Source organism: Pedobacter sp. R-06 (assembly GCF_049913135.1).
GTDB lineage: Bacteria > Bacteroidota > Bacteroidia > Sphingobacteriales > Sphingobacteriaceae > Pedobacter.
In genome coordinates this window covers 4,670,366-4,693,632 of record NZ_CP183977.1, presented here as the reverse complement: position 1 = coordinate 4,693,632, position 23,267 = coordinate 4,670,366, and the positions used below count along the sequence as shown (strand labels likewise).

20 protein-coding genes are annotated in these 23,267 nt (G+C 37.5%); 14 read left to right on the top strand and 6 right to left on the bottom strand.

Annotation, left to right across the window (positions count from 1 at the left end; all coding sequences use genetic code 11):
• Positions 1-157: 157 nt before the first annotated feature.
• A complete protein-coding gene (locus ACN9MR_RS18730) occupies positions 158-1,297 on the bottom strand; it encodes a sterol desaturase family protein (RefSeq protein ID WP_426325957.1) in 1,140 nt (379 codons plus the stop codon).
• Between the two features lie 345 nt (positions 1,298-1,642).
• Here ACN9MR_RS18730 and lpxK point away from each other — a divergent pair, with 345 nt between their 5' ends.
• Genes lpxK through ACN9MR_RS18715 form a run of 3 tightly spaced genes read left to right on the top strand, consistent with a single transcriptional unit; the run spans position 1,643 to position 5,499 of the window.
• Complete coding sequence (gene lpxK, locus ACN9MR_RS18725) at positions 1,643-2,704, top strand: tetraacyldisaccharide 4'-kinase (RefSeq protein ID WP_426325955.1); 1,062 nt, start codon at positions 1,643-1,645, stop codon at positions 2,702-2,704.
• Positions 2,676-3,491 carry a purine-nucleoside phosphorylase gene (locus tag ACN9MR_RS18720; protein ID WP_426325953.1) on the top strand — a complete coding sequence of 272 codons (816 nt, stop codon included), beginning with the start codon at positions 2,676-2,678 and terminating at the stop codon, positions 3,489-3,491. The genes lpxK and ACN9MR_RS18720 overlap by 29 nt, the downstream gene beginning before the upstream one ends.
• 1 nt (position 3,492) lies before the next feature.
• Positions 3,493-5,499 carry a putative porin gene (locus ACN9MR_RS18715; protein ID WP_426325951.1) on the top strand — a complete coding sequence of 669 codons (2,007 nt, stop codon included), beginning with the start codon at positions 3,493-3,495 and terminating at the stop codon, positions 5,497-5,499.
• A 67-nt stretch (positions 5,500-5,566) separates the two neighbouring features.
• Here ACN9MR_RS18715 and ACN9MR_RS18710 read toward each other — a convergent pair whose 3' ends face one another.
• Positions 5,567-6,307 carry an outer membrane beta-barrel protein gene (locus ACN9MR_RS18710; protein ID WP_426325949.1) on the bottom strand — a complete coding sequence of 247 codons (741 nt, stop codon included), beginning with the start codon at positions 6,305-6,307 and terminating at the stop codon, positions 5,567-5,569.
• A gap of 285 nt (positions 6,308-6,592) precedes the next feature.
• The gene (locus tag ACN9MR_RS18705) at positions 6,593-7,774 is read right to left on the bottom strand and encodes an asparagine synthetase B (protein ID WP_426330235.1); all 1,182 of its coding nucleotides are present in this window, start codon (positions 7,772-7,774) and stop codon (positions 6,593-6,595) included.
• 233 nt (positions 7,775-8,007) lie between these two features.
• Here ACN9MR_RS18705 and ACN9MR_RS18700 point away from each other — a divergent pair, with 233 nt between their 5' ends.
• Together ACN9MR_RS18700 and ACN9MR_RS18695 are read left to right on the top strand one after the other, a co-directional pair.
• On the top strand, positions 8,008-8,469 hold the full coding sequence (locus ACN9MR_RS18700) for a peptidylprolyl isomerase (protein ID WP_086547682.1): 462 nt from the start codon (positions 8,008-8,010) through the stop codon (positions 8,467-8,469).
• 146 nt (positions 8,470-8,615) lie between these two features.
• Positions 8,616-9,158 (top strand): DUF5606 domain-containing protein, encoded by a 543-nt coding sequence (locus ACN9MR_RS18695; protein ID WP_057932097.1) that lies wholly within the window; start codon positions 8,616-8,618, stop codon positions 9,156-9,158.
• Between the two features lie 60 nt (positions 9,159-9,218).
• Here the strand turns inward: ACN9MR_RS18695 and ACN9MR_RS18690 are convergent, their stop codons facing one another.
• A complete protein-coding gene (locus ACN9MR_RS18690) occupies positions 9,219-9,347 on the bottom strand; it encodes a hypothetical protein (protein WP_256449212.1) in 129 nt (42 codons plus the stop codon).
• A 64-nt stretch (positions 9,348-9,411) separates the two neighbouring features.
• Positions 9,412-9,885, bottom strand: coding sequence for a 23S rRNA (pseudouridine(1915)-N(3))-methyltransferase RlmH (gene rlmH / locus ACN9MR_RS18685; RefSeq protein WP_426325946.1), 474 nt, complete (start codon positions 9,883-9,885; stop codon positions 9,412-9,414).
• Between the two features lie 112 nt (positions 9,886-9,997).
• Between rlmH and ACN9MR_RS18680 the strand changes: the two genes are divergently transcribed.
• On the top strand, positions 9,998-11,812 hold the full coding sequence (locus tag ACN9MR_RS18680; RefSeq protein WP_426325944.1) for a MutS-related protein: 1,815 nt from the start codon (positions 9,998-10,000) through the stop codon (positions 11,810-11,812).
• A 176-nt stretch (positions 11,813-11,988) separates the two neighbouring features.
• Positions 11,989-12,867 (top strand): hypothetical protein, encoded by an 879-nt coding sequence (locus ACN9MR_RS18675; protein ID WP_426325942.1) that lies wholly within the window; start codon positions 11,989-11,991, stop codon positions 12,865-12,867.
• 50 nt (positions 12,868-12,917) lie between these two features.
• Here the strand turns inward: ACN9MR_RS18675 and ACN9MR_RS18670 are convergent, their stop codons facing one another.
• Complete coding sequence (locus ACN9MR_RS18670) at positions 12,918-13,802, bottom strand: AraC family transcriptional regulator (protein ID WP_426325939.1); 885 nt, start codon at positions 13,800-13,802, stop codon at positions 12,918-12,920.
• A gap of 218 nt (positions 13,803-14,020) precedes the next feature.
• On the opposite strand from ACN9MR_RS18670, the gene ACN9MR_RS18665 reads away from it, so the two are divergent.
• The 7 genes from ACN9MR_RS18665 to ACN9MR_RS18635 all read left to right on the top strand — a co-directional run bounded on the left by ACN9MR_RS18665 (position 14,021) and on the right by ACN9MR_RS18635 (position 23,184).
• Positions 14,021-16,759 carry a DUF1553 domain-containing protein gene (locus ACN9MR_RS18665; protein WP_426325937.1) on the top strand — a complete coding sequence of 913 codons (2,739 nt, stop codon included), beginning with the start codon at positions 14,021-14,023 and terminating at the stop codon, positions 16,757-16,759.
• An 11-nt stretch (positions 16,760-16,770) separates the two neighbouring features.
• On the top strand, positions 16,771-18,282 hold the full coding sequence (locus ACN9MR_RS18660; protein WP_426325935.1) for a DUF1501 domain-containing protein: 1,512 nt from the start codon (positions 16,771-16,773) through the stop codon (positions 18,280-18,282).
• A gap of 122 nt (positions 18,283-18,404) precedes the next feature.
• Entirely contained in the window at positions 18,405-19,337 is a 933-nt protein-coding gene (locus ACN9MR_RS18655; RefSeq protein WP_426325933.1) for a sugar phosphate isomerase/epimerase family protein, read from the top strand.
• 1 nt (position 19,338) lies between these two features.
• A complete protein-coding gene (locus ACN9MR_RS18650; protein ID WP_426325931.1) occupies positions 19,339-20,733 on the top strand; it encodes a c-type cytochrome domain-containing protein in 1,395 nt (464 codons plus the stop codon).
• Positions 20,734-20,841: 108 nt separating this feature from the next.
• The gene (locus tag ACN9MR_RS18645) at positions 20,842-22,179 is read left to right on the top strand and encodes a GH1 family beta-glucosidase (RefSeq protein WP_426325929.1); all 1,338 of its coding nucleotides are present in this window, start codon (positions 20,842-20,844) and stop codon (positions 22,177-22,179) included.
• Between the two features lie 53 nt (positions 22,180-22,232).
• Positions 22,233-22,667: a DUF2007 domain-containing protein gene (locus ACN9MR_RS18640; RefSeq protein ID WP_426325927.1), complete on the top strand. Its 435-nt coding sequence runs from the start codon at positions 22,233-22,235 to the stop codon at positions 22,665-22,667.
• On the top strand, positions 22,645-23,184 hold the full coding sequence (locus ACN9MR_RS18635; protein WP_426325925.1) for a hypothetical protein: 540 nt from the start codon (positions 22,645-22,647) through the stop codon (positions 23,182-23,184). The genes ACN9MR_RS18640 and ACN9MR_RS18635 overlap by 23 nt, the downstream gene beginning before the upstream one ends.
• The last annotated feature ends 83 nt before the right edge of the window (positions 23,185-23,267 follow it).

The window sequence follows — 23,267 nt, the reverse complement described above, 5'->3', positions numbered from 1 at the left end:
TCCCCGCCTGCCTTGATTTCAATGTGCTGTCAGAGGTTACCATCTAACAGTAGTTTTTCGTTTGTGCTCGTTTCCAAACGAGTGCAGAAATAGCTATACGATTCCATCGTTTAAAACGACGAAGTATTCAACGCTCGTTAGAAACGAGCGTTAGCATCTATCTATCGCTTCTTTCTTCCATATTCAAATCAGTATCAAAAGGGCTTTTTGTAAAGGGATAAATGGATTGTTTAACAAAACCTTTTGGATACGAAGCTTCGTGTACACCCGTTCCGGCGGGCCATTCTTTGCCGGGTAAATAATAGGTGCCAAACATCATATCAATAAAGGGAAATATTGAGGCGAAGTTATGTCCATAATATTTAGGGTCTTCGCAATGGTGCCAATGGTGATATTGCAGTGTAGTAAAAATGTATTTTAATGGACCAAAATTAATCCTGGTGTTGGCATGGATGAGTACCGCATGTATCGCAATAAATATAATGTACACATTGAAAACGGTAGATGAAAAGCCCAAAACATAAAGTGGGATAAAGGTCATTGCCCTGGTGAAAAATATATCAATAAAATGGGTACGGCTTCCGGCCAGCCAATCCATATTTTGTGTAGAATGATGTATGGAATGGAAACGCCATAAGGCTACCCGGGTATGAAAAAAACGATGTGCCCAGTATTGGAACAAATCGGTACTGAAAAAAGCCAAAAAAAGGGCGGCTATAAATGGGAGACCCTGTACCCAGTTGTGCAATTTATCTAAACCCATCCAGCCAAAAAATAATACGGCAGGTTTTTGGGTTACAATGCCAAAAAATTGAATAAATAGGTGACTGATTACAAAATAGGTTAAATCGGTACGCCATTCTTCGTGGAATTTAGTTTGATCATTATTTTTTGGAAAAAACAACTCCAATGGAACAAAAATAGCAACCATTAAAAGAAGATCTAAAATCATCCAGTCAAGGCCAAAATGCCAGCTCGATTTGGCTACATCCCTACCTTCTACACTCAAAGCACCCAATATTACGGCTAAAGCACCAAGTGCAAAGCCTGGCCAGGCCCATTTTAGTTTTTTACTGAGGATCAAACTTAACAGTGAAAAGAAGAATGCTGCAATAACGCCTCCAAGCATTAGGGCTTCCATACTGTTTTTTGTGTAAATTTCGCGGAATTCGGGTGTGGTTAACTTCTCTGGATAATGAAAACAGAGAATGCCTAATAAGGCCAATATGGCTAAAAAAATAGAAATATATCCACTAATCTGGCCTTGGCCCACTACTAATCTTTTGTTCGGAGACATTAAAATATGTTTTGGTAGAGAACAATGATAATAAAAAACTTAAATAGTAGTTGAATAAATTTATTAGTTCATTGGTTTATTGGTTATTGGTTCGTTTGTCATTAGTTCATTCGCCAACGGTTTATTGATTCACTATCATTGGTTATTATTTTTTAAAGCCATTGTTCGTTTATTGGTTAACTAGCTCCAAACGCCAGGTGCTTATCTCCAGATTGGTTAATTGATACTGTACCCCAGAAAAATCATTTTCCTGCAAACCATTTCATTGATTAAGAGTTGCTTTATAGGGTATCGGCTTAGCCATGCCTTTCTTTTTTAAATAATCAGTATTTTTGAAACCACGATATGCTATTGAACTGTCTACGCCTTTTACTGCTTCCTTTTTCGATCATTTATGGAATGGCTATTCTTCTCCGTAAAAAACTTTATGATTGGGGCTTGATGCGATCTGTAAAGTTCGATTTACCGGTAATCTGTGTAGGCAATTTAGCTGTTGGCGGATCGGGCAAAACGCCAACAACAGAATATTTAGTGAAGTTGCTGGTCGATTATAAAATAGCCATCCTTAGCAGGGGATATGGACGGAAAACAAAAGGTTTTATTATTGCTGATCATGCTGCAACTGCCGAAATGATAGGGGATGAACCTTTACAGTACCATCAAAAATTTGCAGCTGTTACCGTTGCCGTTTGTGAAGACCGTGTGCACGGGATTCAGCAATTAAAAGAGCATCATGATTTAATTATTCTTGATGATGCCTTTCAGCACCGCGCGGTAAGGGCGGGTTTTAATATTTTGCTTTTCGAGTTTAGAAAGTTGGGTACTTTACAATTTTTATTGCCAGCCGGAAATTTAAGAGATGTTTTCTCCTCGCGTAAAAGAGCAGATGTATTGTTGGTTACTAAATCGCCAGTTCCCCTGTTACATGTTGCCCAACAGGCTGCCATAAATGAACTGCAACCAAATGCAGATCAACCTGTATTACATTCTTATCTCCAGTACGGCGATCTTATCCATTTATACCGTAACGAAAGCCGCGCACTGGAGTCGATTAAAGATTTCGAAATTTTCCTTCTCACCGGAATTGCAAATCCTGCTCCGTTAATAGAAGAGCTTGAAAAATATACTAAAACCGTTAAACACGAAGAATTTCGGGATCATTATGCTTTTAAAAATGATGATATTGAGAAGCTTAAATCGGTTTTTATGGCCAGTACTAAAAAAGATAAAATCATTATCACAACAGAAAAGGATAGCAAACGTTTAAGAGCTACCGGATTTGAAGATTTACTGGTAGATTTACCTGTATATTATTTACCCATAGAGGTTGAATTATTTGAAGAAGATAAGATTACCTTTGACGAACTCATTTTAAACTATGTTAAGAGCAATAGAAGAAACCGTTGAATATATTAAACGTAAAACAGAGAACTTTAAGCCAGAAATAGGTATTATTTTAGGTACTGGCTTGGGTGGCTTGGTAAAAGAAATCGAAGTTGAGCATCAATTGATGTATTCTAATATTCCCAATTTTCCAATTTCTACTTTAGAATTTCATAGTGGGAAACTGATCTTTGGAACATTGAACGGAAAGAAAATTATTGCCATGCAAGGGCGCCTGCATTATTACGAAGGTTACAGCATGCAACAGATTACCTTCCCCGTTAGGGTAATGAAAGGTTTGGGTATAGCAAACTTAATTGTATCCAATGCTGCGGGCTCGTTAAATCCTGAGTTTAAAAAGGGTGATTTAATGATTATCGACGATCATATTAATCTGCAGCCAGATAATCCATTACGTGGTTTAATTGAAAGTGAATTAGGCCCCCGCTTCCCAGATATGAGCCAGCCCTATAAACGCGATATCATAGCCAAAGCGTTGCAAATAGCTAAAGATGTTGATATTAAATGTCATAAAGGGGTATATGTTGCCGTTTCTGGTCCGAATTTAGAAACTAAAGCCGAGTATAAATACCTGCGTTTAATTGGCGCTGATGCTGTTGGTATGAGTACCGTGCCTGAGGTTATTGTGGCCAATCACGCTGGTTTGCCTGTTTTTGCCATTTCCGTATTAACGGATGAGGGTTTCCCCGAAGATCTGCAGCCTTTTAATTTAGAAGAAATTTTAGCAGCAGCAGCCAAAGCCGAGCCTAAAATGACAGAGATTTTAACCCGCTTAATTTCTGAACTATAAGATGCATAAAGTCGTTAAAATCTGTTTTTTTTTCTTACTGCTGTTAGGCATTAACAAAGCCTTTGCACAAGATTTAAAAACAAGTGTTGGTACCAACAAAGAATTGGATTCTGTTCGGAAGAAACTAGATTCGGGAAAGGATTCTGTCGTTTTTACCGCAAAATATATCAGGTTTACCAAACTGTCGTTAACTAAAGACAGTATTGTACTGCTGCCTTTAGATACTTCAACTACGAATATCCAGAATTACAGCCCGCTATTACAGCCCCTGCACCCAACCGTAAACAATGGCAACATGGGCTTGGCAGCCAGACCTTTATTGTACGAACCTAGCAAAAGAATTGGCTTTGATGTAGGGTTCCATTCACTCGATTATTATGCTTTAACGCCCGAAGATATTATTTACTATCAGGCCAGAACCCCTTTTACCAGCTTGTATTTTGTTAGTGCCGGACAAAAAGAGCAACTTTTTAGAGCTATCCACACACAGAATATTAAAAAAAACTGGAATGTTGGGGTTAACTTTAACCGTGGTGACTCCAGGGGCTTTTACGCCAGACAACGTGGCGATAATTTGAATGTTGCCGTATTCTCATGGTACCAATCGCCAAGCAAACGTTATAATATGTGGGCGTCTGCAATTTTTAATACCATGCGGGCCTACGAGAATGGCTCTACGGTAGCTACAGGTTTATTCGATCCTGATTATACTAAAATTGCAAGAGAGGCAGAACCGGTAAATTTATCAGACTCAAGAAATTTGTACCGTAAAAACACCGTTTTCTTAAAGCAAACTTATTATGTAGGCAGGATAGATACCTCTGCAAATGTGAATAATGCTGTTTTACCAACCAACAAGGTTTCGTATACATTTGAGTATAATAACGACAGTTTCGATTTTTACAAAAATGGAACGGATGTTAATCATGTACTGCCTCCCGGAATTGCGAGCACAATATTTACGAATGATTCGACCCACGTAAAACACATTAAAAATGAATTTATTTATAGTTTCTTTTTGAGGCCGAAAAATAGTTCGGTTATTAAAAATGAACTGAAGGTTGATGCAGGCGTAAGGCACGATTATTACAAACATGAATATTTTGGCATAAAACAAGATGCAACCAATTACGAGCGCAGTAGGTTTTCTTATCAAAACATTACCATTTTAGGTGCAGCGGGCTATCGGTTCTCTAATAATATCGACTTCAATTTAGACCTACAGCAAATTTTGCAGGGTGAAAATGCAGGCGATTATTTATATGAAGCAAAAAGTAAAATTCTCTTAGGTAAAACCATAGGAAGGATCGAGTTGGGTGCTTATGTACAAAACCAATCGCCAGCGGCTATTTTTAATTACTATCACGGCAACCATTACCAATGGACAAACACTGATTTCAAGAACACTAAAATTGCCAATTTATCATTTAACTATATTAATGATAAGTATGGTTTTACTGCCGGAGCCAAATATTTCTTAACCAGTAACTATGTTTATTTTGCCGCCGATCATACTAATGGTACAAATGCTATTTTACCAAAACAAGCTACTGCTGATATTAGCTTAATCAGGTTGGATGTATCAAAGAAATCGAGGTTTGGTAAGTTTGTGATGGAAAATTATATCGCTTATCAAAAAACAGATAAAAATGCAGTGTTAAGAACACCAGAACTCTATACTTATAACAGTATTTATTTCGATAATACCTTTTTCAAGGTATTAAAAGCCAATGTGGGCTTTGATGTGAGGTACAATACTGAATATGCAAACTATCTATATTCACCTGCAACGGCACAGTTTTATATTGATGAGCGTAATCCCACAAACCTGGCGTCAAAACCAGTAATTGATGTCTTTTTTAAAGCAAATTTAAAAAGGGCTAATATTTTTGTTAAATATGATTTTGTAAATCAGGGCTTATTCCAGCCGGGTTATTATACCGTAAACAAATACCCAATGCAAGATGCCCTATTAAAATTTGGCGTGAGCTGGAACTTTTACGACTAAATAATCGCACATAAAAAAACCTCCCGGATTATTAAATCGGGAGGCTTTTGCTTTTAAGGCCTTTCGCTTAGAACGAATAACCAACTGAGAAACCTAATACACGGTTAGTTAATTTATTAGAATTGGCCTGTCTGTCTTTAGGTGTTAAATCTGTTAAACCTAAGCCATAGTTGGCGCCTACTAAAAATCCTGAATTTGTACGGTAAGCTAAACCAAAGTTTGCACCAAATTCTGTGCTGTTATAGTTTTTATCACTTGCACTACCAAATGATAAGTCTCTATCATTTGAAGTCGTAACGGTAGCACTGGTATTATTGGTATTGTTCACCGTTGTAACAATGTTTTCTCCTTTGTCTTTACCAGAGATGTTAAAACCAATATATGGACCAGCACTGATCTGAACTGCACCGGCATCACCAGTAGGAATTCTGAATACTGCATTTACAGGTACCTCAATAGCCATTAAATTGGTTTTAATAGATGATGTAGTGGTAATGGTATTGTTTCCTGCAGTTGCTGTGTTTACGGATTCAAATTTATTACCCTTGTTCTGTAATGATATGCCTGGTTGAATGAAGAAATTATTTCCTACACCAAAATCACCAAATGCGGTTACATTAAAGCCAACATTGTTTTTTGCATTATCATTAAAAGCATTGGCTCCGGCATCATCGCCCCCTGCATGAAACTTTGAAAGGTTAACACCCGCTTTTATCCCAAAACGCGAAGTTTCACCAGTCATTTTTGTTTGTGCAAATGCACCTGTTGCTAATAATAAAACTGAAGCGCTTAATAATAACTTTTTCATAATATTTTTCTTTTAGAAGAATCTTGTTTAAAAATTTCGGGCTTAAACCCGTTGTTAATTACAAGTCTCAATTCCAAAAGCTGTGCCAAAGTATCAGGTGTGTTACAAATGACTAGCTAATGCACTGGTTTTCAGTGTGTTTTTTGCGGCATTTATGTGTAGTTATGAAACAGATCAGAAATGGTATCAATAGCGATTTACTGTCTACATAATAGGAATATAGCGCAGAATTAACAATTTTTTAACCTGGAATGAAATAATGCCAAAAGCTAAATCTCTTAAAAATTATGTTTTTTGTGGTTTCTTTTTCGCAGCTGGAAAAAGCACATTATTGAGAATTAGGCGATACCCAGGTGAATTTGGGTGTAGATTTAGGTCTGTGGGTGGATCACCTACAGCATGCTGATAATCTTCCGGATCGTGCCCACCATAAAAAGTAAACTGACCTTTGCCAATTTCTCCATGTAAATACCTTACCTCTGCAGCACCTTTATTTTCACCCAAAACAGTTACACTTGTTTTAACTAAACTCTTTCTGAAAGCCGTGGTTTGCCCCATAAAGCCTTTAATCACCTTATCATGATCTTGGGTAAGCATGGTTGGAACAAGGTCCCATTTAGCCGAAAAATCGAATAAAGTAAAGTAATCGTTGGTTTGGTTCAGTGTGCGGGTTTGCGTAGCGTCGATATCCGAAAATTCATAGTTCATTGGGTTGTTATCTAACTTGAAATTCTGGAAAGCCAGGGTTTTATTAAAATCCAGTTTACTTTGTGCATTTGGATCTGCAGCATCGCCATCAAACATTTGGGCGCAAATATCTACCCCATCAGCAGCAAGGGCAATGTCGAAACTGTCAGTGCCCGAGCACATTGCAAACAAAAAGCCTCCGCCAGCACAGTATTCTTTAATGTGTTTGGCAACGGCTAATTTCATTTCAGAAACCTTTTTATAACCCATGCGCTTAGCTAAGGCTTCCTGGTTTTTAACATCTTCCTGATACCAGGTTGCATACCTGAAATTAGCCCAGAAACGGCCATACTGCCCGGTAAAATCTTCGTGGTGCAAGTGTAGCCAATCGTATTTACTCAATTTATCCTGTAAAATATCATCATCATAAATTACATCGTATGGGATTTCGGCATAGGTTAAAACAAGAGTAACGGCATCATCCCATGGTAATTTGCTTTTTGGAGAGTAAACCGCAATTTTTGGAGTTTTCTCCAGCTTAACCATCTCCATGTTCACGGCTGGATCACTGATTTCGTTTAAAAGATTGGTTACCTTTCCATCGGCCATTACTTCGTAAGATACGCCACGGATTTTAAGTTCATCTTCAACTGTTTTATTGTATTTTATTAAAAAGCTTCCGCCACGATAGTTTAAGAGCCAATCAACCTCCAGTTGTTTGCTGATTGTCCAATAAGCAATACCATATGCTTTAAGATGATTCTTTTGGTCTTCATCCATGTAAATCAACAAAGAAGAAGCCCTTAGCCCCAGGGAGCAAAGCAGGCAAATGAGCAGGATATAATATTTCTTTATCAAATCGGTATGCTTAAAACACTAAAATACCGCATTTAAACTGTATAGAAAAATTTAATGATGTTATAAGTTATACAATTTTGTTATTTTTGCCCTCTACTAAAAAAATACGATTGTTTTTTAGGTGAATAAAATTTAAAATTAGTACCGATATTGATATGAGTAAAGCAATAATAAAAACAGAAAAAGGCGATATGACCGTAGAATTCTATGAAAATGATGCGCCGAAAGCCGTTGCAAACTTTAAAAAATTAGCTAAAGAAGGCTTTTATGATGGTGTAACTTTTCACCGTGTAATTCCAAACTTTATGGTTCAGGGTGGATGCCCAAATTCAAAAGACCCGGCTAAAGCACATTTAGCAGGTACCGGTGGCCCAGGTTATAAAATTGATTGCGAACTGGATGGAGAAAATCAATATCATGATCGTGGTGTTTTATCTATGGCACATGCTGGCCGCAATACTGGTGGTTCACAGTTTTTTATCTGCCACAGCAGAACAAATACCGCTCACTTAGACCGTAACCATACTTGTTTTGGTAAAGTGGTTGAGAATGTAGACCTTGTAGATGATATCCGTCAAGGTGATAAGATTTTAAACATTGAAGTTTTAGAAGATTAGTACGCCATGCGTTTGGCGATAAGCGTTTAGAGCGCTACTACCAATTGCTCAATATTGAGGTTTTAAAACATTAGAAAACGCGATGCGTTTGGTGGCAGCGTGTTATAACGCTAAACGCCAAACACTAACCGCTAAACACACATAATATGAATTTAAGAGGAATTGTTGCCGTATCTGGCAGACCAGGGTTATTTAAGCTGGTTGGACAAAATAAAGTAGGTTACATTTTAGAGGGCTTAGATGCTCAAAAAACTAAAGTTGTAGCCAACATCACCAACACAAAATTAGCTTCGTTAGAAGATATTACCGTGTATGGCGAAGATGAGGAAATTAAATTGGCAGATATTTTTGCTAAAATTTCAGCAAAAGGATCTACTCCTGATTTGAAAGGCGATTTACGCGCCTACTTTCTTGAAGTAGCTCCAGGTCACGATCAGGAAAAAGTTTATGCTTCTGATATGAAGAAGATTATCACTTGGTATAACTTATTAAAAGATCTGCCATTGTTTACTGAAGAAACTCCAGAAACACCAGGTACACCAGCAGAGGTTAAGTTATCAGAAGAAAAAGCAGCTTCAGATAAAAAACAAAAAGCTACAGGATCTAAAGCATCAGCAAGTGCTAAAGCAACCACCAAAACTTCAGCTCCTGCTAAAAAAGCAAGTATGACGAGTAAAAAAGGCGTTTAAGCTTTATTTACCGAAATGATAGCGAACACCAGGCAATTTGTCTGGTGTTTTTTTGTGAGTTTAATCGAAGAAATAATAAAGCAAAGCTATAATCACCAGTGATGCAATAATGCTGATCCATAGGTATTTATTGTTGCCATTCTGATTGCTTTTATATCTGTACTCCCGTTTATATTTATCTAGTAACATCGTTTCTTTTATTTAATGATGATTTTTATTCGCCTTTTCCATATCTCAATCACATTGTCTATCTCTAAGCATGATGATAAGGTTCGCCTTTTAAAATGCTAAATCCCCGGTAAAGCTGCTCTACAAAAAACAATCTGATCATTTGATGAGAAAAAGTCATATCAGATAGCGAAATTAACCCGTTTGTCCTTTTATAAATGGTTTCATCAAATCCATAAGGGCCGCCAATAATAAAAATTAAATGCTGTACACTACCAACCATCTGTTTATTTAAATAATTGGAAAACGCTACGGATGAATATTTTTTTCCTTTTTCATCTAACAAAATAACAACATCGCCATTGTTAATTTGTTTATGTAATAACTCCGCTTCTTTTACCTTTTGCTGGGATTCGCTAAGGTTTTTAACATTCTTTACATCTGGTAAAGCCACAAAACTAAAGTTAATATAGTGTTTTAAACGGTTGATGTATTTATCAATTCCTTCAATTAGATATTTATCTTCTGTTTTGCCAATGGCGATCAGTGTAATCTTCATTTAATATTTTGCCTATCTTTAGAATCTCGAGATTCAAACTTAGATAAATTGTAACAAAAAAGACAATCTATCGATCTTATACCTTCGAAAATATATACACCGAAGCGATATCATGTTAAAACTACAAGCAGAAATAATAGCCGATTACGACCAAAAAATTAAGCAGGTTACTGCTGATATAGCACAGATAAAAAAAATAATTGATCAACTTTCCCTCGTCAGGATTGGTCTGTTCCTGGCTGAAATTTTATTTTTTGTTCTACTGTTGCAGTCTGCAGATGATGGTTTACGTACATTAATTCAACTTGGATTATTGGCGCCCATAATCGCCTTTGCCTTTGTTGTCCGGAGGCAAAGTAAGTTAGATCTCGAAATCGATTATAAAAAACAACTTTTATGGGTTTATCAGAATGAGTGGAATGTTCTAACAGGAATGGCGAATGGTTATGATCATGGTAAAGCATTCGAATCTGAGCTACATCCCTACACTGCTGATCTTGATATTTTCGGAAGCGCATCTTTATTTGCACTGATCAACCGTTGTAGTACCAAAAGTGGAAATAACCTTTTGGCTAAAAATTTCTCAGAAAAACATACCAGGGATAAGATATTACTCCGCCAGGAAGCGATAAAAGAAATAACAGATAAAATAGCAGAAACTCATAGTTTCAGGGCTAACCTGCATGGTTACGATCCCGATAAAATAGAGCAGATTAAAATACAGCTTAAACACCAACTGGGTGCACAATTAGAGTTTGTAAAGAGCAATTTTTTGAGGTTTTATGTAAAACTGGTGCCTTATATTTCTGTTGGTTTAATTTTGGCAGCGCTTCTTATTAGCACTGCTTTTTGGAAAATATTGGCACTTTTATTTGTAATCCACACGGGGTGGAATGTTTTATTGGGCTCAAAAATTAGCAAGGTTTTTTACACCTTTGGTGGAAGTTCGAATCTGTTAAACGGTTATGCAAGTGCTATTTTATGGACAGAGAATCAAAGCTGGAAAAGTTCGTATACTTTAAGTTTATTAGATTCAAAAATCCCTGTAAGCAAAGAAATTAGGGGATTATCTAAAATTATCCAGAATTTTGATGCCAGGCTAAATATCCTGGTTGGCGGCATATTGAATGCACTTTTACTTTGGGATTTAAAGTGCTGCATCAGTTTAGATACTTGGTATAAATCTTCATCAAAAGATGTGATTTCGGCCCTTGACCACTTAGGCGATTTTGAAGAGCTGATTTCATTGGCCACAACAGCGTATAACCAGCCAGATTGGGTTTTTCCGGTGATTACAGATCAGTTTGCATTAGCCACCACTCATATTGGTCATCCGCTTATTAACGAGCAAGTTCGGGTGAATAACGATTTTCATTTAGAAGCAGCACCAACTGTAGATATTGTAACGGGCTCTAACATGGCCGGCAAAAGCACTTTTCTACGTACTTTGGGTATTAATATGATATTGGCTTATACTGGTGCACCGGTTTGTGCCAAAACCATGCAATTGTCGGTTTTTTCGATCAATACTTATATGCGGATTAAAGATTCGCTGAACGAAAGTACCTCTACTTTTAAGGCAGAGCTCAACCGCCTGAAAATGATTTTAGATAATGTAGTCGAAGACAAAGATACTTTTGTATTGATTGACGAAATGCTGCGTGGTACAAACAGTCGCGATAAATATTTAGGCTCGAAGGTTTTTATACAAAAGCTGATTACCGAAAAAACTCCTGCACTTTTTGCTACACACGATTTACAACTGGCAGATCTGATTATCGATCATCCCGAAACCGTGCGTAATTTCCATTTCGATATACAGATCACCGAGGGCGAAATGAAATTTGATTATTTATTAAAACACGGACCATGTAAGACTTTTAATGCAGCTATTTTGTTGAAGGAAATTGGCTTAACCTTGGATTAATCTTGGTGGTGTGGTGTTGGATATTGCTATTTTCGTGGTGTCGGATGTTACCATCTGACACTGATGCTAAGTTTAAGGCTTTAAACCGCATGTATTTACTGCCAATTAGATGGTAACATCTGACTGCAAGGTAACATTAACAAAATGCTAAAAACTTTTCTAAATTACAATTTCTCATGAAACAGGCCCTCATTTATATCTTAAAAGTAACATTAACTACCCTATTGCTTAGTCTTCCGGTAACCTTTGGAATTATGATGGCATACATTAAGATATTGCCAATTATTACTTCAAATTATAGCGCTAATGTTTATTTGGATCTCAAAGACGCCGCCGTATTTATCGCTTTAACTTTCTGTGCACTTTTATTTAATATGCGTAAAATTAATGGCATAGCACAATCAGTTTATAATAAAAAGAGGATTGTAAATAATGCGCTTATGGTTTCAATGGCATTTTTTATGCTTTACTTATTGGTATTTGGAAAGTTAATGTCTCTCAGTGTTGATGAATTTGTCGTTACTTATGGACCTTCGTTTTTGACCATGTTTATTTGTTTAAAGGTTTTCCCGCTTCGGAAAGAAGAAGAAAGTGTATGTACTGATTCCAAAAGCATTATTGTTGAACCTTTTGGACGATTAACCTACAACAGAAAAGATAAAAACTGGTTTGGGGTAGTGCCAAATCTTCATCCTTATCATAATATTGAATTATCAATTGGTACAGAAAACCAAGATCAGCAAATAGATGATAAAGTTGAACTTGTTAAAAAACTAGCCTCTGATTATGAAGCTATAATTGCCAAGTTGCAATATTTAATTTTTAAAAGATTCGAGAATACCAACTTTGAAAAATCATTGGATGAGATAAAAGAGATGTATTGTTTAGTTAGCGTGGATCTAAAATCCGATAGTAAAACGTGGTGGCTGGTTATGGAGCCAGATTTTAAGGTGGCATCAATATATAATCACTATCAACGTTTCACCATGATGGATCGGGAAATTATTTGGGCAAATTTTGATATTGATCATTATATTTCTGAAAGAATGGTTTGAAATATTAAATCCTCTTAGATAATTACGTTTGACTGCAGTCCCAAAATGTCTTAATTAAACCTATTATCGCGATATTGTTTCGGCGAAATGCCCATGATACCTGAAAAGAGCCGGCTAAAATAATAAGGATCGTTAATGCCGATTTTTTGTGCAATTTCGTTAATCCGCAGGTTGGTGAATAGCAAATACTGTGTTGTTTTCTGAATTTTGAGCTGGTTAAAATAATCGATAGGTGAGGTTCCGGTTTTCTTTTTAAAAATGGCCGATAAATAGGAAGGTGAAAGGTAAACAGCCAGTGCCATTTCCTTTAAACTAAGCATCTTTTCAATATTTTTCCGCATAAAATCTATAACCTCTTCAACTTTATCAGGCTCCATAATTTTATCGTTAACCAGGTGTTTATCGGTATAAACAACTTCAGCAATGTATTGGTGGAAACATAAATTGGCATAAATTATATTTTCTCTACTAAAACCTCTTTCTAATCGGTTGTAAATTGTATCGAACAATATGTTCCGTTCTTCACTAAAACCCGCATAAGCCTTATAATTCTGTAGCGAAGCAACCAACTGATCAGCACCGGTCCCTGAAAAATGGAACCAATAAATAGTCCATGGTAACGTTGGGTCAGCTTGGTAAGTATGTGCTGTTTCTTTCGGGATAATAATGAAATTACCTGCTTCAATATGATAGTTAGTACCCTGAAATTCTACGTTTCCCTTTCCTTCTACACAATAAATTAAAATGTGCTGTTCCGAACCATTATTCCTTTTTATATAGTGATTCAATGCCTTACGGTAATAACCAATGTCGGTAATAAATAAATTGTTTATGATTTCATTTTTAGTGCACTGTTTTATTAGTACATTCCTAGGAATTATTAAGGCTTTTTGAAAATCAAAACTATTTTTTTGTCCTACTTGGCGTTTCTCCATTGTTAATTCTTAATAAAAAGTAAGATAATCCATTTTTTGAGCAAGTTAATACATTTTTGTGTTTTATTTTTTTCTTGATCTTTGATTTAAAGGAAGCGAAATCTTAGCGATTTAGTCTAATTTTCGCCTCTGTAGTAATTTTGATAATGTTTAGCTTAATTTAACTTTGTATACAAATTACGAGCTTTAAAAATTAGCTTAAATTTATTCTAACCAAAATGTTATTGAAAAAGAAAATATTATTTGCATCAGGCTTCATGCTGGTTGCGATTATCTTAATAGCCTTTTCACTTTTTTCGTCGGAGAAACGGATCGATTTTAATTCGCAGGTTAAGCCCATTTTAAATAAAAAGTGTATTTCTTGCCATGGCGGCGTTAAGCAGCAGGGCGGCTTTAGTGTATTGTTTCGGGAAGAAGCTTTGGCTAAAACCAAAAGTGGCAAACCGGCAATTATTCCAGGTAATCCGGAGGATAGTGAATTTATTAAACGTTTAAAATCTAACGATCCTGAAGAAAGGATGCCATATAAGCACCCGGCTTTAAATGATGATGAGATCGATATCCTTAGTAGCTGGATAAAACAAGGTGCAAAATGGGGCAACCATTGGGCTTATGTTAGTGTAAAACCGACCGAACTACCAGATGTGGATAATAGCTGGATACGCAACGATCTGGATAAATTTATTTTTGCAAAACTAGAAGAAAATAAACTGGAGCCCTCTAAAACTGCTGATAAGGCAACCTTATTGAGGAGAGTAAGTTTAGATTTAATCGGTACTTATCCTTCAGACAAACTGGCCAAATTTTATTTGAATAGCAAAGATGAGCAGGCAGCCTACAATGTGCTAGTTGATAGTTTATTGGCTTCGCCTAAATTTGGCGAACGCTGGGCGTCTATGTGGCTGGACATAGCGCGTTATGCTGATACTAAAGGCTATGAGAGTGATCCTAACCGAAACATCTGGAGCTATCGCGATTGGGTGATTAAAGCGTTTAACAGTGATATGCCATACGATCGATTTATTACTGATCAGATTGCCGGAGATTTATTTCCAAATCCGACAGATGCCCAATATATTGCTACGGCTTTCAGCAGAAATACCCCAACCAACGATGAGGGTGGGACCAATAATGAAGAATTTAGAACCGCCGCGGTTTTAGATCGTGTAAATGCCACTTGGGAAGGGTTAATGAGCACAACTTTTTCTTGCGTACAATGCCATAGCCACCCATACGATCCCTTTAAACATGATGAGTACTATAAATTCATGTCGTATTTTAACAATACGAGGGATGAAGACGTTTCTGCAGAATACCCATTACTTAAAGATTTTAATGATAGCCTTAAAAACGAGCTCAATTATTTAAACAGCTGGGTTAAAGCTGTTGCGGGTAAAGAAAGAGCTGCTGAAATTGATTTATTCTTAAAAACGGGTCAGCCGGCAATAAACTCTACAACAGCCGATGAATTAGTGAATTCAGTAATCGGTAATAATAACATTGCATTGTATTTTAAAAATAGCTCTACAGCAAGATTAAAATCAGTCGACCTTAACCATGTTGATCAGTTGATTTTGCGCTATAACTGCAGTAAACCTGATGGTACAATGAGTTTACATTTAGGCTCACCAAACGGCCCTGTCGTAAAATCGTGGAAACTGGCCCAAACTAAAGGTTATGAAAATGTAGAAATAGATTTTGCAAAGCAAATTGGGGTAAAGGATGTGTATTTAAAGTATACCAATCCTTCGGTAAAAAATCCTGACGAATTTATGGTGTACTTCGACTGGTTTTATTTTACCAAACAGTTTCCCGGAAAAGGCAAACCTGAGTATTTGGCCAATAAAAAAAGATTTACTGATTTAATGAATGCAAAGGTGCCGACTACACCGATTATGGTCGAAAATCCATTGAGCATGCAACGCAAAAACTATGTGTTTGAGCGTGGTGCGTGGACTTCGAAAGGCAAAGAGGTTAAAGTTGGTGTGCCTAATTCTTTGGCTTTTGCCATGCCTAAAAATGCACCTAATAATAGGATGGGCTTGGCCATGTGGCTTACCGATAAAAGAAACCCTCTTGTGTCGAGAACAATGGTAAACAGGCTATGGGAGCAATTATACGGAACCGGTTTGGTAGAAACTTTAGAAGATATGGGAACCCAGGGAATGGCTCCTACGCACCAGGAACTTTTAGATTTTATGGCTTATCAGTTTATGTACAAATACAACTGGAGCGTTAAAAAAATGTTGAAAGAACTGGTGATGATGGCTACTTATAGGCAAGACAGTAAGGTAACCGAAGAACTGAAAGAAAAAGATCTGTTTAATAAGTTTTACGCCAGGGGTTCGCGGATCAGGTTAAGTGCCGAGCAAGTAAGAGATCAAAGTCTTGCTGTTTGTGGGGTATTAAGTAATAAAATGTACGGACCACCGGTAATGCCTTGGCAGCCTGAAGGAATTTGGTTCTCGCCTTATAGTGGTGCTAAGTGGGTACTAAGTAGTGGAGAAGAACAATACCGCAGGGGAATATATACCTATTGGAAAAGAACAGCTCCGTATCCATCAGCTATCGCCTTTGATGGTGCATCGAGGGTGGTTTGTAGTCCGCGCCGTATCCGAACCAATACCCCTTTACAAGCCCTGGTAACCTTAAATGATAGTGTTTATATCGATTTGGCAAGAAAACTGGCGGTGCGTATGGAAAAAGTAGGAGGAAGCACCAGTAAATCTAAAATTGCCAAGGGCTATGAATTGATTTTATATAAAACAATCCCTCAAAATAGATTAAAAGTATTCGAAGACCTTTATGCCAAGGCTTTTAGCGAGTTTAGAAAAAATTCGGCAAGTGTATCGGCATTTATGGGCGATAAACAAAAGAAATTTAAGCCAGAAGAAGCGGCAATGGTACTCGTGGCCAATGCAATGCTTAACCTGGATGAAGTGGTTACCAAAAATTGATTTGACCGGTTATGACAAGAGACGAATTAAACGCACATAGGTTAATTAAAGAAGCACATGAAGCAAATGCACGCCTGCACTCTCGACGCCATTTTTTAAAAGAAAGTGCGATGGGTTTGGGTGCTTTGGCAATGGGTTCGCTATTGGGTAGCTGTGGTAATCTTTTTTCGAGTCCACAAACAAAGATCGCTTACGATCCCGCACATCCGTTATTGCCAAAATCGCCACCACATGTGGGTAAGGCACGAAGTGTAATTTATTTGCACATGGCGGGTGCTCCATCTCAATTAGAATTGTTTGATTTTAAACCAGAGCTAATGAAAATGGACGGCCAGGATTGCCCTCCATCATTACTTGCCGGGAAAAAATTTGCTTTTATAACCGGGGTGCCTAAAATGTTGGGCCCACAGGCTAATTTTGCCAAATATGGCCAATCAGGCGCCTTAGTGAGTGATAATCTGCCACACTTTTCTACCATGGTAGATGAGGTAAGCTTTTTGAAAGCTGTAAAAACAGATCAATTTAACCATGCTCCGGCTCAGCTGTTGGTACATACAGGTTCACCGCGATTGGGCAGACCAAGTATGGGAAGCTGGGTAACCTACGGTTTGGGATCAGAAAACCAGAATTTACCGGGATATGTAGTGCTTACCAGTGGCGGTAGTTTCCCTGATGCTGGAAAAAGTGTTTGGGGAAGTGGCTTCTTACCCTCTGTTTATCAAGGTGTACAATGTAGAAGTGAAGGAGACCCCGTACTGTTTATAAAAGACCCGGATGGAATGAACCGGGATTTGAGAAAAGCATCTATCGAAGCCATTAATAAAGCCAACGAGCAACAATATCAAGAGTATAACGATCCTGAAATTTTATCGCGGATAGCACAGTATGAAATGGCTTACCGCATGCAGATATCGGCACCAGAGGTGATGAATATCAACGATGAACCAGCCTACATCCACGAAATGTATGGTACACAACCGGGTAAAGCATGTTTTGCCAATAATGTGTTGCTTGCCCGTAAACTGGTAGAAAAAGGGGTGCGTTATGTGCAGTTATTCGATTGGGGGTGGGATGCGCATGGCGATAATCCAAACAACTCACTTAACATCGGACTGAAGAATAAATGCCGAACCATTGACAGGCCAATTACTGCTTTATTGCTCGATTTAAAACAACGCGGTTTATTAGAAGAAACCCTGGTCGTTTGGGGCGGTGAATTCGGACGTACGCCAATGATGGAAAACAGAAATGGCATTCAAAATCCATTTAAAGGTAGAGATCACCATACAGAAGCATTTACCATATGGATGGCCGGTGGAGGTGTGAAAAAAGGATTTACACACGGCGAAACAGATGAAATTGGTTACAGTGCAGTAAGTGGAAAAGTTGATGCCTTCGATATTCAGGCCACTATTTTAAATCAGTTGGGCTTCGATCATGAACAATTTACCTATCCTTTCCAGGGAAGACCATTTAGGTTAACTGATGTGGCAGGTAAGGTGATCTCAGAGATTGTTGCTTAAGTCAGGAGTCGGAAGTCCGGAGTCCGGAGTCGATTAACCGATTAACCCGATGACCAATTTTCAATAGACAGTTACCAATAAACTAATGACCAATCTACAATGAACTAATAACCAGTGAACCAATGAACCAAACCAGAAGAAAATTCTTACAAAATACAGCTGTTGTAACGGCAGCATCAATTTTAGCCCCCATCCAAAACATGAGCGCCAGCGAACTTAAAAATATAAAAGCAATAGCTGGCTATGAATTATTATTTATGCAAACCGACTGGGGTTTTGGCGGCACAAGAGATGAGTTTTGCGCAGCAGCCAAAAAAGAAGGGTATGATGGCATTGAAGTATGGTGGCCAGGCGAGGATAAAGCAATAAAAGAACTTTTTGATGCGGTTAAGAAACATAAACTGGAAATAGGATTTTTATGTGCCGGATCGCAGTCGAACATAACTGAACACTTCGCTTCTTTCAAAAAAAGTTTAGATGCCATTTGTGCCAATACTTATCAAAAACCAGTTTACATTAACTGCCATTCGGGAAGAGATTATTTCACTTACGAAGAAAATAAGCAGATTATCGATTACGTGACGGCCAAAAGCAAATCGTCTGGCATACCGGTTTATCACGAAACGCATCGTAGCCGTATGATGTTTGCTGCACATGTTGCCAGAAATTTTGCGGAAAAAAATCCAGAATTAAGATTTACTTTAGATATTTCGCATTGGTGCAATGTGCACGAGAGTTTATTGTCTGATCAGAAACAGACCATCGATTTTATTTTAGAAAAAGCAGAACATATCCACTCGCGGGTTGGGCACCCCGAAGGACCACAGGTAAACGATCCGCGGGCACCAGAATGGGCAAAAGTGGTAGAAGCACACCTGGCCTGGTGGGATAAAATTATAGCACGCAAAAAGAAAAACGGCGAGCGCATGACTATTCTTACCGAATTTGGCCCCGCTGATTATATGCCTACCTTGCCATATACACGCCAACCTGTTGCCGATCAATGGGCAATAAATGTTTACATGATGAATTTATTAAGAAAGAGATATCAATAAGATGTTAGAATTTTTTGGCCGCTTTCACCCGGTTTTTGTCCACCTTCCTATAGGGATTTTGTTACTTGGCTGTATTTGTATTCTCCTATCATTTGCTGCAAAGTTTATCAACCTAAAGCCAGCCATTCCTATTATGCTGCTCTTGGGTGCGCTAAGTGCTGTCGTATCCTGCATTACTGGTTATTTATTGGCCAATGGTGGCGATTATGACGTTAAACTCGTGAGCAATCACCAATGGATGGGGATCAGTGTTGCTGTTTTATCTTTTATATTGTGGATTATTTATCAAAAGGTTAAATCAAATGCCATATTAGGTACAATAGCTGCGGTTCTCATCGCGCTTATTTCAATTACAGGTCACTTAGGAGGTTCTTTAACCCATGGTTCTGATTATTTAACCGCGCCGTTAAAATCGGGCAGTACAAAAGGCGGTGCAGCAATTCCACCAATTCCCAATGTTCAGGAGGCTTTTGTTTACCAAAATGCTATTCAGCCACTCTTTCAAAATAGGTGTTATAGTTGCCATGGCAGCGAAAAACAAAAAGGCAAGCTAAGGTTAGACCAGGAAGAATATATTTTAAAAGGTGGAGAAGATGGACACACCATTGTAAAGGGTAAAGCCAATGATAGTGAGCTGATGAAGCGGATTTTATTGCCGTTGAATGATGAAGACCATATGGCGCCTAAAGAAAAACCTCAACTCACCAACAATGAGATCGCCTTGTTAAAATGGTGGATTGATAATGGCGCCGATTTTAAAAAGAAATTTAAAGATCTTCCCCAGCCAGAAAATATAAAAACTGTTTTAGCCAGTCTGCAAAAAGGCGAAAGTGGGGCTGAACAAATCAAAGCCAGTGATATTCCAACTGAAGAGGTTTCGGCAGTTGATAATAAAGTATTGAAAAAGTTTACCGATGCAGGGATTGCGGTATTTCCGGTTGCCCAGAATACCAATTACCTTTCGGCCAATTTCATCAATGCACAATCGATGGGTAAAGATGTTTTGGATCTGATAAAATCAATCGAAAAACAGCTCCTTTGGCTTAAGTTGGAAAATAATAAAGTAAACGATCAAACCTTAACTGCAATAAAGGATTGTAAAAACTTAACCAGGTTAAGCCTAAATAATACCCAGATCACAGATGCAGGTTTAGTATTGCTGAAAGATTTAGAACAGCTGCAGTCGTTGAGTTTGGTCGGAACAAAAATTACTGTAAAAGGGATTAATCAATTAAAGAAACTGAAAAATTTAAAATTTCTGTATGTGTATCATACTGGTATAGCTAAAGCAGATTTAGCCAGCATAAAAAAACTATTGCCTACAGTAAGTTTAGATACTGGAAATTACACGGTACCAGTTATAGCACAGGATACTACTGTAGTCAAAGCGCCATAATTTCGAAGAATCATTCGACGGCAGCGGAGAAATCTTTATTTTAAAAATTTATTGCTTAATGATTTATTAATATTAAACTCGCAACTTATGCCAATTAATTGATAACGAATGATTAATGCAAGTGATTTTGACCAAAATTTTTTGTGGGGTGTAGCTACTGCTGCGGCTCAAATAGAAGGTACAGCCACCCAATATGGCAAAGGCCCTTCCATTTGGGATACCTTTACAGCAAAAAATGGAAAAATAAAAAAGAACCATAAATTAGATCCTGCTTGCGATTTTTATCACCGATATACTGAAGATATAGCTTTAGTTAAACTGCTGGGCTTTAAAGTGTTTAGGTTTTCTATTGCCTGGTCTCGGATTTTGCCAGCAGGTAGGGGAGAAATTAACCAGGAAGGCATCCGTTTTTATCACAATCTTATTGATGAATGTTTAACCCATGGAATAACACCTTACATAACGCTTTACCATTGGGATTTACCACAGGCTTTAGAAGATGAGGGCGGTTGGACAAGTTTTAGCATCAATGCTGCTTTTAACGCTTTTGTGAGCATCTGCGCCTTAGAGTATGGCGATAAGGTGAAAAACTGGATTGTGTTAAATGAGCCTTTCGGTTATACTTCTTTGGGGTATATGTTAGGCGTTCATGCCCCAGGGAAAACAGGGTTAGGTAATTTCTTTTCAGCCGTCTTGCATACTGCACTGGCCCAGGCAGATGGGGGCAAGATTTTACGCGCAGAAATTAGCAAGGCTAATATCGGAACTACTTTCTCTTGCTCGGAAGTAATTCCAAGTACCCAGAGTGATAGTGATATCCTTGCTGCAAAACGGGTTGATTGCCTAATGAACCGTCTTTTTGTAGAACCTACACAGGGTATGGGTTTTCCTACCGCCAATTGGGATGTGTTAGAGAAATTTCAGATCGAATATGGTACCTGGCGGCTTCACGAACGGATGAAGTTTGATTTTGACTTTATCGGTCTTCAAAATTATTTTCCTTTGGTGGTTAAGTATAATGCATTTATCCCGGTTGTTCAGGCTTGGGAAGTAAAAGCCAAAAGCAGGAAAAGGCCTCATACCGCAATGGGCTGGGAGGTAAATGCTGATAGTTTTTATAATATTGTGAAACAGTTTGCTGCTTACCCATATGTCAAAAATATCCTGATTACGGAAAATGGTGCTGCTTATCATGATAAGTTGATCAACGGTAGGGTAGAAGACCCTGAACGGATCGAATATTTTAAACTTTATTTAAATGCTCTGTTAAAACTCAAAAAGGAAGGCATAAACGTAACCGGTTATATGGCCTGGACATTAATGGATAATTTTGAATGGGCTGAAGGATTTACGGCCCGTTTTGGATTGATTTATAATGATTTTAAAACACAGGAACGCACCATTAAAGATTCGGGCTATTGGTGGCAAAACTTCCTGAAAAGTTAGTTTATATGTCGCTTTTTCTCCTTCAATGTTAAACAAATTCTTAAGTTTGGTTGATGAATGATAGAACAGTAGTTTACAGTACCTATTACAATCCGATGGAAGCCAATATCATTAAAGCTAAATTGGAAGATAGTGGGTTTGCCTGTTTTCTGGCCGATGAAAATGTTGCAACCTTAAATCCACTTTACAATCAGGCCATTGGCGGTGTAAAACTCATTGTTTTTGAAAGAGATGTAACGGCCATTAATGCTTTACTGGTTGAAGACCATAGTTTGGCTTTTGAATCATCAGATGAAATTGTTGATGAAGAAGAATCAGCGGAAGATAAAACAGTTTGTGAAAAATGTGGATCTACCAATGTAGGCTATGGAATAGCTACAGATAAAAAATATAGTATTTGGGCAACTATACTTGCCTTTTTAACCCTAACTACGCCTATTAAAGCCAATAAATGTCATCATTGCTATGATTGCGGTTACGAGTTTTGAAGAGGATGTAACTTTCAAAATTGATCTTAAACATCAATTTAAATCCTTAAAATATTGTAGGCTATTAGGGATTCTATTAATCATAACCCCACTAGCTATTTATATGCTTGGTTGGTGGCCATTTGTTGATTTCCGTTTCTTTGGGTACATGTTATCGGTTTTATTCATCTTTTTGCTTCCCGTTTTTTATTTACACATTACTTACTATATCAAAAATCGAAAAGCTAGCTTTATAATATTCGGTAATTCTAATTTGTATCTTTATTCAGATAAAAACAAGCGGTTTGAATTTAAGCAAAAGGATATTGAAGTTATTGAACAGCATATCGGAATTTACCATGAAAATAATCTTGATTTTGCAAATCGCCGATCAGCTCTGTGGACAAATTACCACTATGTTAAGATTCGATTGAAAACCGGAGATCATTTCTTTTTAACCTCACTTATGATTGATTATAAATGTTTCCCAATGCATATTTATACAACAAAATATCGCTTTATACCATATTTAAAATGAACTGTTTCCAGGAAAATGTTCGAAGAATGCTTTCCAAAAAATATGGCAATTATTTATTATCTATCCTTACGCTTCGCTTCAGG

Coding starts and splice junctions, on each gene's coding strand:
- ACN9MR_RS18730 (WP_426325957.1), bottom strand. CDS start 1,297: ATGTCTCCGAACAAAAGATTAGTAGTGGGCCAAGGCCAGATTAGTGGA.
- lpxK (WP_426325955.1), top strand. CDS start 1,643: ATGCTATTGAACTGTCTACGCCTTTTACTGCTTCCTTTTTCGATCATT.
- ACN9MR_RS18720 (WP_426325953.1), top strand. CDS start 2,676: ATGTTAAGAGCAATAGAAGAAACCGTTGAATATATTAAACGTAAAACA.
- ACN9MR_RS18715 (WP_426325951.1), top strand. CDS start 3,493: ATGCATAAAGTCGTTAAAATCTGTTTTTTTTTCTTACTGCTGTTAGGC.
- ACN9MR_RS18710 (WP_426325949.1), bottom strand. CDS start 6,307: ATGAAAAAGTTATTATTAAGCGCTTCAGTTTTATTATTAGCAACAGGT.
- ACN9MR_RS18705 (WP_426330235.1), bottom strand. CDS start 7,774: ATGGATGAAGACCAAAAGAATCATCTTAAAGCATATGGTATTGCTTAT.
- ACN9MR_RS18700 (WP_086547682.1), top strand. CDS start 8,008: ATGAGTAAAGCAATAATAAAAACAGAAAAAGGCGATATGACCGTAGAA.
- ACN9MR_RS18695 (WP_057932097.1), top strand. CDS start 8,616: ATGAATTTAAGAGGAATTGTTGCCGTATCTGGCAGACCAGGGTTATTT.
- ACN9MR_RS18690 (WP_256449212.1), bottom strand. CDS start 9,347: ATGTTACTAGATAAATATAAACGGGAGTACAGATATAAAAGCAATCAG.
- rlmH (WP_426325946.1), bottom strand. CDS start 9,885: ATGAAGATTACACTGATCGCCATTGGCAAAACAGAAGATAAATATCTA.
- ACN9MR_RS18680 (WP_426325944.1), top strand. CDS start 9,998: ATGTTAAAACTACAAGCAGAAATAATAGCCGATTACGACCAAAAAATT.
- ACN9MR_RS18675 (WP_426325942.1), top strand. CDS start 11,989: ATGAAACAGGCCCTCATTTATATCTTAAAAGTAACATTAACTACCCTA.
- ACN9MR_RS18670 (WP_426325939.1), bottom strand. CDS start 13,802: ATGGAGAAACGCCAAGTAGGACAAAAAAATAGTTTTGATTTTCAAAAA.
- ACN9MR_RS18665 (WP_426325937.1), top strand. CDS start 14,021: ATGTTATTGAAAAAGAAAATATTATTTGCATCAGGCTTCATGCTGGTT.
- ACN9MR_RS18660 (WP_426325935.1), top strand. CDS start 16,771: ATGACAAGAGACGAATTAAACGCACATAGGTTAATTAAAGAAGCACAT.
- ACN9MR_RS18655 (WP_426325933.1), top strand. CDS start 18,405: ATGAACCAAACCAGAAGAAAATTCTTACAAAATACAGCTGTTGTAACG.
- ACN9MR_RS18650 (WP_426325931.1), top strand. CDS start 19,339: ATGTTAGAATTTTTTGGCCGCTTTCACCCGGTTTTTGTCCACCTTCCT.
- ACN9MR_RS18645 (WP_426325929.1), top strand. CDS start 20,842: ATGATTAATGCAAGTGATTTTGACCAAAATTTTTTGTGGGGTGTAGCT.
- ACN9MR_RS18640 (WP_426325927.1), top strand. CDS start 22,233: ATGAATGATAGAACAGTAGTTTACAGTACCTATTACAATCCGATGGAA.
- ACN9MR_RS18635 (WP_426325925.1), top strand. CDS start 22,645: ATGATTGCGGTTACGAGTTTTGAAGAGGATGTAACTTTCAAAATTGAT.